Origin of the sequence: Haloferula sp. A504, from assembly GCF_044385805.1 — a bacterium.
GTDB lineage: Bacteria > Verrucomicrobiota > Verrucomicrobiia > Verrucomicrobiales > Akkermansiaceae > Haloferula.
Genome location: NZ_JBISBU010000038.1, coordinates 1 through 14,576 on the forward strand (window position 1 = coordinate 1; position 14,576 = coordinate 14,576).

At 65.6% G+C, this 14,576-nt stretch carries 14 protein-coding genes; 7 read left to right on the forward strand and 7 right to left on the reverse strand.

Going from position 1 to position 14,576, the window contains the following annotated elements:
* Positions 1-134: 134 nt before the first annotated feature.
* Positions 135-953: a M23 family metallopeptidase gene (locus ACG2LG_RS16030; RefSeq protein ID WP_396260651.1), complete on the forward strand. Its 819-nt coding sequence runs from the start codon at positions 135-137 to the stop codon at positions 951-953.
* 33 nt (positions 954-986) lie between these two features.
* Here the strand turns inward: ACG2LG_RS16030 and ACG2LG_RS16035 are convergent, their stop codons facing one another.
* Positions 987-1,646 carry a DUF1080 domain-containing protein gene (locus ACG2LG_RS16035; protein ID WP_396260653.1) on the reverse strand — a complete coding sequence of 220 codons (660 nt, stop codon included), beginning with the start codon at positions 1,644-1,646 and terminating at the stop codon, positions 987-989.
* A 138-nt stretch (positions 1,647-1,784) separates the two neighbouring features.
* On the opposite strand from ACG2LG_RS16035, the gene ACG2LG_RS16040 reads away from it, so the two are divergent.
* The 4 genes from ACG2LG_RS16040 (at position 1,785) to alaS (ending at position 6,939) form a co-directional block, all read left to right on the forward strand.
* Positions 1,785-2,219 (forward strand): hypothetical protein, encoded by a 435-nt coding sequence (locus ACG2LG_RS16040; protein WP_396260655.1) that lies wholly within the window; start codon positions 1,785-1,787, stop codon positions 2,217-2,219.
* Positions 2,220-2,262: 43 nt separating this feature from the next.
* A complete protein-coding gene (locus ACG2LG_RS16045; RefSeq protein ID WP_396260657.1) occupies positions 2,263-2,799 on the forward strand; it encodes a GNAT family N-acetyltransferase in 537 nt (178 codons plus the stop codon).
* A gap of 5 nt (positions 2,800-2,804) precedes the next feature.
* On the forward strand, positions 2,805-3,953 hold the full coding sequence (locus ACG2LG_RS16050; RefSeq protein WP_396260659.1) for an FG-GAP repeat domain-containing protein: 1,149 nt from the start codon (positions 2,805-2,807) through the stop codon (positions 3,951-3,953).
* Between the two features lie 163 nt (positions 3,954-4,116).
* On the forward strand, positions 4,117-6,939 hold the full coding sequence (alaS, locus tag ACG2LG_RS16055; RefSeq protein WP_396260661.1) for an alanine--tRNA ligase: 2,823 nt from the start codon (positions 4,117-4,119) through the stop codon (positions 6,937-6,939).
* Between the two features lie 43 nt (positions 6,940-6,982).
* On the opposite strand, the gene ACG2LG_RS16060 is transcribed toward alaS, so the two are convergent.
* The 6 genes from ACG2LG_RS16060 to argC form a co-directional block, all read right to left on the reverse strand.
* Complete coding sequence (locus tag ACG2LG_RS16060; RefSeq protein WP_396260663.1) at positions 6,983-7,930, reverse strand: hypothetical protein; 948 nt, start codon at positions 7,928-7,930, stop codon at positions 6,983-6,985.
* Between the two features lie 42 nt (positions 7,931-7,972).
* Positions 7,973-8,806 (reverse strand): hypothetical protein, encoded by an 834-nt coding sequence (locus ACG2LG_RS16065; protein ID WP_396260664.1) that lies wholly within the window; start codon positions 8,804-8,806, stop codon positions 7,973-7,975.
* 102 nt (positions 8,807-8,908) lie between these two features.
* On the reverse strand, positions 8,909-9,208 hold the full coding sequence (locus ACG2LG_RS16070; protein WP_396260666.1) for a transcriptional regulator: 300 nt from the start codon (positions 9,206-9,208) through the stop codon (positions 8,909-8,911).
* Positions 9,205-9,825, reverse strand: coding sequence for a hypothetical protein (locus ACG2LG_RS16075; protein WP_396260668.1), 621 nt, complete (start codon positions 9,823-9,825; stop codon positions 9,205-9,207). Before ACG2LG_RS16075 ends, ACG2LG_RS16070 begins: the two co-directional genes overlap by 4 nt.
* A gap of 174 nt (positions 9,826-9,999) precedes the next feature.
* Positions 10,000-11,253, reverse strand: coding sequence for a bifunctional glutamate N-acetyltransferase/amino-acid acetyltransferase ArgJ (argJ, locus tag ACG2LG_RS16080; protein ID WP_396260669.1), 1,254 nt, complete (start codon positions 11,251-11,253; stop codon positions 10,000-10,002).
* A gap of 26 nt (positions 11,254-11,279) precedes the next feature.
* Positions 11,280-12,323 (reverse strand): N-acetyl-gamma-glutamyl-phosphate reductase, encoded by a 1,044-nt coding sequence (argC, locus tag ACG2LG_RS16085; RefSeq protein ID WP_396260671.1) that lies wholly within the window; start codon positions 12,321-12,323, stop codon positions 11,280-11,282.
* Positions 12,324-12,464: 141 nt separating this feature from the next.
* On the opposite strand from argC, the gene ACG2LG_RS16090 reads away from it, so the two are divergent.
* Entirely contained in the window at positions 12,465-12,788 is a 324-nt protein-coding gene (locus tag ACG2LG_RS16090; RefSeq protein ID WP_396260673.1) for a hypothetical protein, read from the forward strand.
* A 192-nt stretch (positions 12,789-12,980) separates the two neighbouring features.
* The gene (locus ACG2LG_RS16095; RefSeq protein WP_396260674.1) at positions 12,981-14,429 is read left to right on the forward strand and encodes an arylsulfatase; all 1,449 of its coding nucleotides are present in this window, start codon (positions 12,981-12,983) and stop codon (positions 14,427-14,429) included.
* The last annotated feature ends 147 nt before the right edge of the window (positions 14,430-14,576 follow it).

The window sequence follows — 14,576 nt, forward strand, 5'->3', positions numbered from 1 at the left end:
GATGGTAGATGGTAGATGGTAGATGGTAGATCACTCATTAGTGTTAGACCCCGATCTCCAAACTCCAAACTCTAAACTCTAAACTCTAAACTCTGAACTCTGAACTCTGAACTCTGAACTCCGACCCCCCCCCCATGAAGCTCTTCAACCCCATCACCGTGGTCCTGTTCCTCGTGGCCGGCGGGATGCTGGTGTTTGTGATGCTGCGGGGTCCGGTGCATTCCCTGCCCGCGGTCGAGTCACTGGCGAATTATCAGACCGCTGACGCCCCCTTGTTCCTGCCGGAGGACGGCAAGCCTCGCCACCGCCTCCACCAGCTCAGCGCCTGGGAGCGGGTGTCGCTGCCGCGGGCCGTGCGCTTCGATTCGCCCATGGGATCCGAGCACGGCGGACTGACCTACAACGCCCAGCCCTTCTGGGAGATGAATGACAAGCGCGGCGGTCACCATGTCGGCGACGACCTCAACGGCATCGGCGGGATGAACACCGACCTCGGCGATCCGGTCTTCGCCAGTGCCGACGGGATCGTGCTTTACGCGGCCGAGCCGTCCGAGGGCTGGGGAAAGATCGTGGTGCTCGGTCATCACGCGCCGGACGGTCGCGAGCTGCACACGATGTATGCGCACCTCCACCGCATCGACGTCGCGGTGGGCGCGACGGTGGCCCGCGGCGACCGCATCGGCACGGTCGGCACCGCCAACGGCTACTACCCCGCGCACCTGCACTTCGAGATCCGCGAAAGCGACGGCGTCGACATCGGTGCCGGCTACAGCATGCTGCCGCTCAACCGCCTCGACCCGACCGCCACCATCGAGGCCCTCCGCGGCGCGGCCGATGATCAGCTCGCGCCGCCGATGCTTTCCGTCGCCCTCGCCCGCGAGGAACCGTGGAACCGTCTCGAGCTTTCCCCGGAGGACGCGGCGAAACTGGGGGAGATCCTGGGCGGGGAGTGAGTGGCGACCCAAGCCGTGTTTCCCGGTCCCGCCCTACAAGGGCATCACCTCGATGTTGCGAAGGTAGATGGGAGCGCCGCCGTGCTTCCCTTGGAAGCCGATCCTGCCCTTTCGTGGCAGACTTGCCGGAGGCTTGCTCAGCCACTTCGGCACATTGCTGCCGTCGGGGTTGGTTTGCGCGCTGGTGAAGTCGCGCAGGTCGAAGGTGTTCACGCGCTTGCCGTTCAGGTGGACGGTGACCATGGGACCCGAGCAGACGATCACCATCTGGTTCCATTCGCCGGGCTTCTTGACCGCCCGCACATGCGCGCCCTGGCGCCCGAAGAAGGCGCCGCACTGCCAGCTGCGATCCTTGTTGGCCCACTGGTCGGCGAAGTCGTCCGCGATCTGGATCTCGACCGAGTCGGTGACCCAGGCCTCGGTGTTGCTGGCATGGACGAAGACCCCGCTGTTGGTCCCCTCGCCGTTCTTGAACTCAAGCCGCAGGATGAAGTTCTGGTAGTCCGCCTTCGACCAGATGATGCGGTCCTCGCTGGCGGTGATCACCCCTTCCTCGTCACGACTCCAGATTCCCTCGGGAAAATCGGCGTTCGAAAGATCGTCATTGAACAGCGGCTGGAAGTCCCCGGCCCGAGCCACGGGGAACAGCAGAACGGCAAGGAGGGCGATGCAGGGAAACCGTTTCGGAATCATGGGTCAGAGAGCTACGGCCTGAACCGGCCTGCGTCGAGTTCCGATCGGATGGAGTTCCCGCTTGGAATGCTCTCTCAGCGCCGGGAAACGCGCCGACAGTTTGACGCCGCGCACCAAGGGCGGCAGCCTTGTTGAAGAATGGATCTTATCTTCCAGATTGTTTACGCGCTCTTGAAGTTGATCTCGGAGTTGACCGGCTTCAGTTACAACGAGGTCAACATCATCGTTTACTACATCGTTCTGCCGTTTGTTTACGTTTTCCTCGCGGACAAGATCATCAAGTCCGTGGTTCTGAGAATCGTTTACCTGACGGTGGTTGCGGTGGTCCTTCTTCTCATCCCCGACTTTTCCGCATTCTCCGATAGGCTCTTTCAGGCATCGGTCGATTTCCTTCTATCCCTCAGGATTCTTGGATGGAATTACGTCGTTTCATCGGTGCTGGTCTGCGTGGCGTTTCCCGGCATCATATTTCTCGTCATGCTTCATTTCGCCTACCCCGGATTGTTTTCAAGGCTTTTTGGAAGTTCGGGCAAGGGGAACCCCATCGAGGAAGACCAGAACACCACTACCTAACAGGAAAATGAAGGGGAATGACAACCATGGGAAGGAAGCTGCAGTGACGATCAGAGGCCACAAACCGGATGAGGGACCCGCGCTCGAGTCGCTCTTCACCCGCGTCTTCACCGAATTCGACAGTGAGGAGGAAGGGCGGATGGTCGGAAGGCTGGCGAGGAAGCTGATGGATGAGACGAGCGCTGGCGATCTTTCCGGGTTTGTCATCGAGAACGGCGGATCGCTTGTGGCGGCCATCTTCTTCAGCAGGCTGACGTTTGCGTCCGGCGTTCAGGCCTTTCTACTGGGGCCTGTGGCGGTGCATTCCGGCCATCAAGGCCAGGGCATCGGACAGCGGTTGATCCATCATGGGCTCAAGGCGCTCAAGGCGGAAGGAGTGGAGTTTGCCGTGACCTACGGCGATCCGCGCTTCTACGGAAAGGTCGGCTTCGACCCCATCGATCCTGAGGTCGTCGTGCCGCCCTTCGCGCTCTCTCAACCCGAGGGCTGGCTGGGGCAGTCGCTTTCCGCGACGCCGCTCGCGGCCTTGTCGGGAAGGTGCACCTGCGTGCCCCCGTTGAACGATCCTGCCTATTGGTGACTGCCATGATCTCCAGGTTTCCGCTGATCTTCCTCGTTGCTGTGGCCATGGCCGAGGAATGGCAGGCGCACTCGATCGATCGCGAGGGCCGGGGCGCGGACGGCGTTCGATTTGCCGATGTGAACGGCGACGGCTTGTGGGATGTGGCCTCGGGATGGGAGGAAGCCGGAGAGTCGCGGGTTTACCTTCATCCCGGAGCGGAGCAGGCCGCGAAACCGTGGCCGAAGGTGGTCGTTGGCAGGACGGGCCCCGTCGAGGATGCGGTCTTCGGAGATCTCGACGGCGACGGGGCGGTGGACGTCGTCAGCGCCTCCGAAAACAAGAGGCTCTACATCCATTGGGCGCCGCGATCCGGGGACGCCTACCTGGACGCGGCCGCATGGACGACCGAGGCCCTGCCGGCGGCCACGGGCCGGCAGCGGTGGATGTTCAGCATCCCCGTGCAACTGGACGGCAGACATGGGCTCGACCTGGTTGCGGCGGGAAAGGGGAGTGCGGTCGTCTGGTTCGAGGCTCCGGCGGACGCCCGCCGGCTCGCCGGCTGGACCCGGCACGAGATCAGCGATCAGGGCGGCTGGACGATGGGGCTGGAGGCGGTGGACATGGATGGCGATGGAGACAAGGACCTCCTGCTCGGCATTCGCGACCAGCACCCCGGCGTGAAATGGCTGGAAAATCCGGGGGATTCCCAAGCCCGGCGGCAGGCCTGGTCGGTGCATCCCATCGGCGAGCCGGAGTCGACGGGCTTCGTGACCGCGGTGGACCTGGACAAGGACGGATTTCTCGACGTGATCGCGCCCCGGATGGGAAAAGCCAGGAAGCTCTGCATTTTCCGGGGCCGGGATCGTCGTGGCCGCGAGTGGGAGGCGATCGAGATCGAGCTTCCAAACCCGCGCAACAAGGGCATCGCCGCCGGCGACCTGGACCTTGACGGAAGGATGGAAGTGGTCGTGAGCCACGAATTCGCGGCGATTTCCATCCTCCGGCACGACGGGGAAATCGCGGAGGGCCATTGGACGATTGAAACCATCGCCCGGGGTGGGAAGTTCGATGATGTCTCCCTCTACGATGTCGATCAGGACGGCGACCTCGACATCTTCACCACCGACGAACGCGGCCTGCAGGTCGTGTGGTTTGAGAATCCGTCGGGGTGACCGATTTTCATGAAGGCCCGGGTCAAGCGGGTGATCGCGTCGCTGGCCTCGTCGGTCTCGGCCATGATCTGCTCGGGCTCCGGCGGGATTCCGCAGGAGGCGGCGCTTTACTCCGTGGCGCGTTTTTTCCAAGTTCCCGCCCCTTCGCCGTCAACGACTTCCCATGACCGCCTCCGAAATCCGGCAATCCTTCTTCGACTTCTTCCGCGAGAAGCAGCACACCATCGTGCCCTCGGCGCCGCTGCTGCCGCAGTCGCCGGGTCTGCTTTTCACCAATGCGGGGATGAATCCCTTCGTGCCCTACTTCCTCGGCACCGAGAAATGCCCGCACCAACCGGCCCGGATCGCCGACACGCAGAAATGCATCCGCGCCGGCGGGAAGCACAACGACCTCGAGGACGTCGGCTACGACACCTACCACCACACCTTCTTCGAGATGCTGGGGAACTGGTCCTTCGGCGACTACTTCAAGAAGGAGGCGATCGAGTGGGCGTGGGAGCTGATCGTCCAGCGCTGGGGCGTGCCGGCCGGCCGGCTCTACGCGACGGTCTATCGACCCGACAAGGCCAAGGGCGATCCCGGCGAGTTCGACCAGGAGGCCTGGAATTTCTGGGCGGCACTCTTCGAAGCCGAGGGCCTCGACCCGCGCGTCCACATCGTCGACGGCAACGTGAAGGACAACTTCTGGATGATGGGCGAGACCGGTCCCTGCGGTCCCTGCTCGGAGCTCCACGTCGACCTCACGCCCGGGGGCGACAGCAAGGGGCAGTTGGTCAACCAGGACTCGGACCTGTGCATCGAGATCTGGAACCTCGTCTTCATCCAGTACAACGCCGAGGCCGACGGCAGCTTCCGCGACCTGCCGGCCAGGCACATCGACACCGGCATGGGCTTCGAGCGCGCCTGCTCGATCATTCAGAACACGAAGGGCTTCACCGATTTCTCGATCAAGCCGAGCAACTACGCGACCGACGTCTTCACGCCGCTCTTCCGCAAGCTCGAGGAGCTGAGCGGCAAGACCTACGTCAACATCTACCCCGAGCCCGGCGCCGATCGCTCGACCTTCTCCGAGGAGATGAAGGAAGCGATCGCCTTCCGCGTGATCGCCGACCACCTGCGCACGCTGTGCTGCTCGATCGCCGACGGCATCATGCCCGGCAACAACGGCCGCAACTACGTCCTGCGCCGTATCTTGCGCCGGGCGGTCCGCTACGGCCGCCAGCTCGGTTTTTCCGGGGAGAAACCCTTCTTCGGTGCGCTGGTGTCGACGCTGGCCGAGCAGCTCGGCGACGTCTTCCCCGAGTTGAAGGAGCGCGAGGCCGCGGTGCGCGTGACGCTCGAGCGCGAGGAGGCGAGTTTCAACGAGACGCTCGACCGGGGGCTCAAGCGCTTCGAGGACGCCTTGCCCGACGTCAAGGACGGCACGCTTTCCGGCGAGGTCGCCTTTGAACTCTACGACACCTTCGGCTTTCCGATCGACCTGACCGAGCTGCTGTGCGCCGACCGCGGCATGAAGGTCAACATGCAGCGCTTCGAGGAACTCATGGAGGAACAGCGCGAGCGCGCGCGTGCCGCCCAGAAAAGCTCCGTGGTCCGCGCCCTCGACATCTCGACCGAGGCGATCACCGAGTTCACCGGCTTCGAGTCGGACGAGGCCGATGTCCTGGTGCTGGAGGTTCACCCGCAGGAAGACGCGCTTTTCGTCATCACCGACAAGACCCCGTTCTACGCCGAGATGGGTGGCCAGGTCAGCGATTCGGGGATTCTGGTGAAGGACGCGCTCGCTCATGATGTCAGCGCCGTCCAGCAGATCGGTCGCGCCCGCGCGCACGCCATCCCGGCCGAGGCCGACGTGAAGGCCGGCGACACCGTGAAACTGCGGGTCGATGCCAAACGCCGCCGACCGATCGAGGCCCATCACACCGCGACCCACCTGCTTCACTGGGGCCTGCACGAGGTGGTGTCGCCCGATGCCGCCCAGCAGGGATCGGCGGTCGACGAGGAACGCCTGCGCTTCGACTTCAACAGCGCGGCGGTCACCGCCGAACAGATCGAGGCGATCGAGGCGCAGGTCAACGGGCACATCGCGGCCGACGAGCCGGTGTCGTGGATCGAAGTCCCGCACGCCGACATCCGCGATCGTGCCGACATCACCCAGTTCTTCGGCGACAAGTATGGAGATACGGTGCGCGTCGTACAAATCGGCGGCACGCCCGGGAAGCTCGACGGCTACTCGATGGAGCTTTGCGGCGGCACCCACGTGAAGCGCACCGGCGAGATCGGCCTGTTCAAGATCAAGAGCGAGGGTGCGATCGCCTCCGGCGTGCGCCGGATCGAGGCGGTCTGCGGCGAGCGGGCGTGGGAGCACCTGCGGGAACTGGCCGACGAGTTCAACCGCGAGGGCGAGATGCTCGAAGAGAAGCTCGCCGCGGCGAATGCCAGGCTCGACGAGCTCGGCGAGGAACCCGTGCAGGTCGGCGACATGCCGCGCATCATGGCCGCCATGCTCACCGGGGGTGGCGACATCCAACAGATCAACGACACCTTCGGCATGGTCCGGCGCAAGCTCGAGGAAGTGCGCGAGGCGGGCATCGAGGCCGGGAAACGCGTGAAGAAGCTCCAGGCCTCGGCGGCGGCCAAGCAGGCCGACGCCGCGCTGGCGCTGCTGATCGAGGAAGGCGGCCCGATCGTGAATTCGATCGAGTCCGACGCCTCGCTGTTGCAGGAGCTTCTCAACGGGCTCAAGAAGAAGCAGTTCGCCGAGGGGGCCTTCCTGATTGTCGACGACGGATCGAAGCTGCACCTCGGTGCCTACTGTGGCGAGGCGGCACTGGGTCGTGGCCTCAAGGCCGGCGACCTGCTGCGCGAACTGGCGGCGATGGCCGGCGGCAAGGGCGGCGGCAAGCCCGACATGGCCCGTGGCGCCGCACCGCAGCGCGACCAGCTCGCCGAGCTGGAGCAGGCCGCCCACGCCCGCCTCGCCTGACAAGTACGCCGAGTGTCGTACGTCGTTCCCCCTGAAGGGGAAATTACATGCCGTCCGATTCGGTGCTCTCCGATTCCCGGGGAGCGATGAGCTGGCGGAAGCGGGCCTCCCAGTCCCGGGCCTGGCTGTGCTGGATGTGGTTCTCGAGATGTTTGAGCAGGGCGACGGCCGCCCGCTTCTCGTCTCCGGCCTTGAACAGCTCTTCTTCCATGTCCCACTCCAGTCCGGGCCGGGTTTCGGCGAGGAACTTGTCACGCTCGAGGCTCTCGCCCTCTTCGGTGGAATCCTTCGACCAGAATCCCCTGGCGACTTCCTCGAAGTGGATGCGGCGCTTCCATGCCGCGCGCAGGGCGTCCGCATCGCCGGCCGCACGGCAGGCGGGGAAGATGAGTTGCTGGAACGCGCCATCGACGCGGATGTTTCCGTTCCCTCCCTGCAGCGGCGACATCGGCCAGCCCTCGACCTTGTAGCCGGTGAGGCCGTAGGCACGGGCGAAGACCGTCGAGTCGACCGACTGGGAGAGGATGCCCACGTGGCCGCGAAGTTCCTCTGGTGTGCGGAAGATCGCCTCCAGGGCATCGAGGACCTTCGGGGCGAGCTTCGGGGCCCCGGCCGGGTCGCTGGCGGCCTTCATCGTCAGCACGGTCCACTGCAACTGATGGCGCAGGGCGAGCCCGTGGCCGTCGTCGTCGAGCCGGCTCTTGTTGCGTTTTTTCCACTCGCGGAACTCCGAGGATTTCCGGTCGCGCTCCTCGAAGTCGACCTTCTCGACGCAGCGGAGGTAGAGCTCGGTGGCGGCATCGGCGCTGGCGACCCCGGCCTGGAAGGCGCTCGCCGCGCTGCCGAGGCGGGTGGTGGCGTGGTCGGAAGCCGCGTTCTTGAGCGCGTCGAGGGCCTCGATCAAGGCCTGCCGATCGGCCTGCGAAAGGGGCTCGGCCAGGACCGGGGAGGCGGAGATCAGGGCGAGAAGGCAGGCGGCGATGGGTTTCATCGCGGGCGTTCTGCCACAAAGCCGGTGCGCCGACCAGCCTGCTCAGGCGAAGCGGCGGGCGAAGGCATCCACTTCGTCCATCGGCGTGTGCAGGCCGGCGGTCAGCCCGATCCGCCGGGCGTCGCCGAACCCGGGCGTCGCGGCGGGATCGTGGATGCGCAGCGCCGGCACCCCGAGGCAGCGGGCGGCTTCGTAGAGTGCCTGACCGGATCGGTCCGCGGCTGCCGCGAGGACGACGATCAGCTCGCAGTGGCGTGCCAGCGGAACCAGCGCCTTCTCGCGGCGGAGCAGGGCGGGACAGCGGGTGTCCATGGCCACCACCTGACTGTCCGGATGCCGACGCCGCAGCGCCGCCTCGATCGCGGTGAAGCGGCGGTGGCCGAGGGTGGTCTGGCTGAGCAGGGCGGTTCGTGGCGCGAAGGGCAGCCGCGCGACGCCGTCCACGTCCTCGACGATGGTCACCCCCTCGCCTGCGAGCGCCTGGCACTCCGGGTCGTCGCGAAAGCCGGCGACGACAATCCTCCGGCCTTCGGAGCGCAGCAGCGCCTTCATCGCGTGCAGGCGCTTCACCGCCGGCAGGGTCAGGTCGATCAGCTCGTAACCGCCGGCCTTCCACGCCCGGCGTTGCCCGGGCGAGATCCCGTCCATCGGGATCACCACCCGCGTGGTGGGAGAGGTGGCGTCCGCCGGGTTTCCCTCCAAGGCACCGTGGCGGCGGGCCCGGTCCAGAAGTGCGCGGTGCGGTCCGGGCGCGCCCAACAGCATCAGCGGCCCGGCACCCAGACGCCTCTCGAGCACGCTCGTGGCATCCCGCGCCTCCTGACTCATCCCGAGCACCGCCGCCCGGCAAATCTTCCTCGTCGTCGTCGAAATCATCGCTTTGTTTTGCAAAGTAAATAGTCCGAAAAGAACCGGCGTTGCTGCCGGCGTGACTAAACTTTGCAGAACAAAGTAAAGAGGGACAAGCCCGAAATGAAGCTATTTGCCGAGGTCGAGGATCTGCTCGAGCAGGGCGAGGTAGTCTTCGAAGGCCTTTCGCCCGCTGGCGCTCAATTCGTAAAGGGTTTGCGGCCGGCCTTCGCCGGTGATTTTCGTCGAGCCGACGTAGCCGGCCTTCTCGAGCGTGCGCAGGTGGGTGATCAGGTTGCCGTCGCTCATCTCGAGCTCGCCCTTGAGCTCCTGGAACGGCCACGCATCCACGCGCGAGGCGAGCAGGGTCATGATGCCGAGCCTGCCTTTCTCGTGGATGGTTTTGTCCAGCTTGGAGAAGTCGATCATCCGTCCCCGTGGCGGGTGGTGGTGACGATGGCGGCGCCGTAGAGCAAATGGAAGCCCCCGAAGGTGGCCGCCATCAGGCCGGACGGCCCGAGCCGGGCGAGCAGGGGGGTGGCGGTCTGGATGAAGGTCAGCGCCGAGAAGCTGGCGATGCCGGTGAGGAGGAAGGCGATGCCCAGCCAGGTCATCGACTTGGGCGCGAACTCGCGGATCGCCAGCAGCGCGAGGCCGTAGTGGAGAATCCAGATCGAGGCGGCGAGGATCTCGCTACCACCCTTGCCGTACTTCAGGTAGAGGAGCCCGAGAAAGCCGCCGGCGATCAGCGAGGGCAGCGCCCCGCGCAGGGCCACCTGCAGGCCGTGCGACCAAACCTGCTTGCCCTTGGATGAAGCGGTGCGGAAGAGCTGCCAGATGCCGAAACCGACCACGACCGCCAGCCCGACCAGCCACACGCTGCCCCAGGCCCAGCCCGAGCGCGACTCCGACACCCACCCGGCGGCCAGCGAAGCGGCCCCGCCGAACAGCGCCGCCTCCCCGGAAAGCGCCCGGAAAATCGTTGCCCGCTCCATCATCGTACGGATCGCCCGCAGCTGTTCGGCCGCGTCTTCATGCGTCGTCATGCCGGGACTTTGCGAAGCAAAGCGGGGGTGTGGCAAGTGCGGAGGACCGCCGATCTCCGAATCGGCTTCGCTCCTCAATCAGGCCGGCATCCCCGACGCGCCATCATTGGTTGGGCGACATCTCTCGGTCCATTCCGGAGCGTTTCCATGCCGATTCGGAGATCGGCGGTCCGCCTACGCCAGCCCGTCCTTGCGGGCCTGTTTCCAGTAGGCGTACTCGGAGCGGTTGAAATCGATGTACTCCGGCGAGAGGTCGCTGCTGTACATGTGGTAGTCGGCCTTGCCCTGGTTGAGGTGGATCTCGATCTGGAACTCCGGCTTGGCGACGATCTCGCGCAGCCCGTCCATCGGCGTGTCCGCCTGCAAGCCGCCGCAGCAGGCCGGTTTGCCGTCGTAGAGGATGTCGATCAGCTCCTCGCGGATCCGCGCGCGCGAGTAGCCGATGGCATGGATCACCCGGCCCCAGTTCGGGTCGCCGCCATTCCATGAGGATTTGACCAGCGCCGACTTGCAAACGGCTTCGGCGACCTTCTTGGCATCGAGGTAGGTGCGGGCGCCCTTCACCGTGACCGTGACGAACTTCGTCACCCGTTCTCCGTCGCGGACGAGTTCCATCGCGAGTTCGTTCATCAGCCACTTGAGCGCCTTGCGGAACTGACGGCAGCGCGGCCCGTTGCGCCGCAGCGGGCGGATTCCCGACGCGGCATTCGAGAGCACCAGCACGGTGTCGTTGGTGCTCATGTCGCCGTCGATGGTGATGCGGTTGAAGCTTTCCTCGACCGCCTCGAGCACCGCCCGCTGGAGGGTGTCCTTGGACATCGGGACGTCGGTGGTGAAAAAGGCGAGCATGGTCGCCATGCTCGGGCAGATCATGCCGGCACCCTTCACGCAGCCGCCGATGCGCACGCGCTTGCCACCGAGGTCGAAGGAAATCGCCAGCTCCTTGGGCCGGGTGTCGCTGGTCATGATGGCGCGGGCGACGTCTTCCCCCTGTTTTCTCGCCAGGCCCTCCACCAGGCTGTCGAACTTCGGTTCGATCCGGGCCATCGGCATCGGCAGGCCGATCACGCCGGTGGAGCAGACACCGACCTCGCTCTGCTTGAGATCGAGGCGCCCGGCGATGGCCTTGGACATGGCGCGCGCGTCGTGGATTCCCTGCATGCCGGTGCAGGCGTTGGCATTGCCGGAGTTGGCGACGATCGCGCGGAGGTCCCCGCGCCGCAGGTGGGCCTGGGTCACCTTCACCGGGGCCGCCTTGACGCGGTTGGTGGTGAAGGTGCCGGCCGAGGTGCCGGGCTCGTCGGAATGGATGAGCGCCAGGTCGAGTCGCGTCGCCTCGGGGTTCTTGATCCCGCACGACACCGCCGACGTCCGGAACCCGCGGGGTGCGCCGACGCCGCCTTTGATCCGGATGATGGGAAAGTCCATGGGTGGCGCGTCGGCGGGTGAGGAACCTATACCAAGCGGAGACCGGCGGTCGGCTCAAGCCCGAACGCAAGATTGAAGGACTGGACCGCCTGCGAGCCCGCCCCCTTGCCCAGGTTGTCCTCGGCACTCATCAGCAGGATGCGGCCGGTCCGCGGGTCGTGCTCCCAGCCGATGTCGATGAAGTTGGTGCGGGTCACGTGCTTGGTGTCGGCGCAGCCACCCCTTCCTAACAGACGCACGAAGTCCGCCCCGGCATAGGCCTCCTCGAGTGCTTCGCCAACGGCCTCCGGCGCGACTCCGTCGGCGAGGGTGGCGGTGGTCGTGGTGGCGATGCCGGCATTCACCGGGATCAGGTGGGGGATGAAGGTGATCCGCACCGCGTCGCCCGCCGCCCGCGAGAGTTCCTGCTCGATCTCCGACAGGTGCCGGTGCTTGGGGATGCCGTAGGCGCGGGCGCTTTCGTTGCACTCACAGAAGAGCAGGGGAATGGCCTCCTTGCGTCCCGCGCCACTGACGCCGCTCATCGAGTTGGCAACGATGGTCGCGGGATCGACGAGGCCCTTCTTCAGCAGGGGAATCAGCGGCAGCAGGATGCTGGTCGGATAGCATCCGGGCGAGGCGATCAGCCGGGTCGCCGCGATCTCGTCAGCCCGGATTTCCGGCAAGCCATAGACGGCCTCGGCCAGGAGGTCGGGCGCCGGATGATCGTGACCGTAGAACTCGGCATAGACCTGCGGGTCGCTGAGGCGGAAGTCGGCGCTCAGGTCGATCACCTTGAGTCCCCGTTCGAGCAGCGCCCGGGCGATCTCGGCGGCGACGCCGTGGGGCAGGGCGAGGAAGGCGGCCTTCGCCCCGGTCGCGGCAATCGCCTCGGGATCCGGGGCGATGAAGGCAAGCTCGCTGCCGGGAAGGCCCCGATAGCGCGGGAAGACGTCGGCCAGCGAGCGGCCGGATTCCTGCCGCGAGGTGGCGGCGACGAGTTCGACCTGCGGGTGGAGCAACAGCAGCCGCAGCAGCTCCTGCCCGGTGTAGCCGCTGGCGCCGACGATGGCGGTCTTGACGCGTTCCATGCCCGTGGAAATTGCAGGATTTGTCCGCCTTGCCAATCCGCGAAGGAGGGGAGCGGTGGTTTTCCGCTTCCTCGCGCTGCGAACTTGCCATTTTTCACTTCGAGTGGGATCATGACAGTTGGAATCAACCCTCAACTCGTCATGAACGAATTGCTACAAGCCTGGCGGTCGGTCGATCGCGACAAGTTCGCGCTCTTCCTGAGCGTCATCCCCGGTGCAGGCCACCTCTACAAGCACCACTACGCGTCCGGATTCGGACTGCTCTTCGGCGGCAACGTCCTCATTGTCTTCATCGCACTGCTGCTCGGCCCGGCGACCTTCGGCGTTTCCCTGCTGCTCGCGCCCCTGCTCTATGTGGGCTCGGTGGCTGCGGGCGCCTACTACCTGCCGGACTGGCACGGGCATCACCATTTCCTGCACCCCTGGCAACCCGAGGTGCCGGACCCGCCGGACCGGATCGGTTGAGGTCATCGACCCGCGCGCCCTTGACGGAAATCGACTGGGGAAAAGGCGTGGTCGGGCTCGCGGTGATCGACGCCGCGGGCGAGAAGCTTCTCGAGCATTCGCTGAAGCTGTCCGAGCTGGAGTTTCCGGAGGACGAGTGACGGGGAGGAGCCCGGGGTTGACGGGGCCGGGCCCAGGGCGTGAGCTTGGGACATGCGAATGCTTGCTCTCGCCCTCCTGATTCTGGCTTCCGGCATCGCCGCGGCGGCTCCGCCGAATTTCATCTTCATCCTCAGTGATGACGTCGCCCAGGGCGACCTCGGCTGTTATGGCCAGGAACTCATCCAGACGCCCCGCCTCGACGAACTCGCCGCGCAGGGCACCCGCTACCTGCAGGGCTACTGCGGCACCACCGTGTGCGCGCCGAGCAGGGCGTCGTTCATGACCGGCCTTCACGCCGGACATTGCCCGATCCGGGGCAACTTCGAGGTCCCGCCCGAGGGGCAGCTGCCCCTGCCTGCGGAAACCGTCACCCTCGGCGAGGTGGCGAAGTCGGCCGGCTACGCCACCGGGGTTTTCGGCAAGTGGGGGATGGGCTTCTTCGACACGACCGGCAGCCCGCTCAAGCAGGGCTTCGACCGCTTCTTCGGCTACAACTGTCAGCGCCACGCGCATTCCTACTTTCCCACCTACCTCTATGCCGACGACCAGCCGGTCGCGCTGCCGGGGAACAACGGCCGCAACGTCGGCGAGACCTACGCCCAGGACCTCATCCAGGAGGACATGATCCACTGGCTCAAGGCCAACGGGAAGAAGCCCTTCTTCCTTTTCTATGCCATCACCCTGCCGCATGGACGCCACGAGATCGACGACTTCGGGATCTACAAGGACAAGCCGTGGACCGACACGCAGAAGGCCTACGCCGCCCAGGTCACGCGGGTCGATTCCGACGTCGGCGAGCTGGTCGACACGCTGCGCGAACTCGGCGTCGACCGGAACACGCTGATCGTCTTCTCCGGCGACAATGGCTCGTCCTTCGCGCCGGATTCGGAGATCGGGAAGCTCTTCAAGCAGACCCGCAACGGACTGCGCGGCTTCAAGCGCGGCATGTACGAGGGCGCGCTGCGCCAGGCGGCGCTCGCCTGGTGGCCCGGCACGGTGCCGGCCGGCCGCGTGGCGGAAGGTCCGTGGGCCTTCTGGGACCTGATGCCCACCTTCGTCGAGTTCAGTGGCGTGACGCCGCCCGAAGGGTACCGCACCGATGGTCATTCGCTGGTTTCCTTCCTCGAGGGCGGCGAGGCACCGGACCGGGAATATTTCTACTGGGAGCTGCACGAGTCGCGCAACTTCGGAAGGGCCGCCCGCTGGGGCGATTGGAAGGCGGTCATGCCCGGACTCGGCAAGCCGATCGAGATCTACGACCTCGCCAAGGATTCCGGCGAATCGAAGAACCTCGCCAGTGAGCGGACGGATCTGGTCGAGCGCGCCGGGGCGATCTTCAAGGAGTCCCACGAGCGCGATCCGAACTGGCTGCTCGACGGGCGTTCCGAGGAGCAGGTTCGTGTCAACAACGAGGCTTGGAAGATCAAGCGCCAGCGCGACAAGGAAGGCTGGGTCCCACCGGGCGCGATCAGCATCGAGGAGATGAGGAAGCGGCGTTGAGCCGGTCTGAAGGTCGAAAGTCTGATCGAGCTACGCGGTTTGCTGGCTTCGGGGCTTCCCAACCGGAGGACATGCGACCTTGGACCTTGAGACCTTCGACGATGCTCCCTTCGCTTCGTCCACGGGGAGAACCCGCATCGACATCCA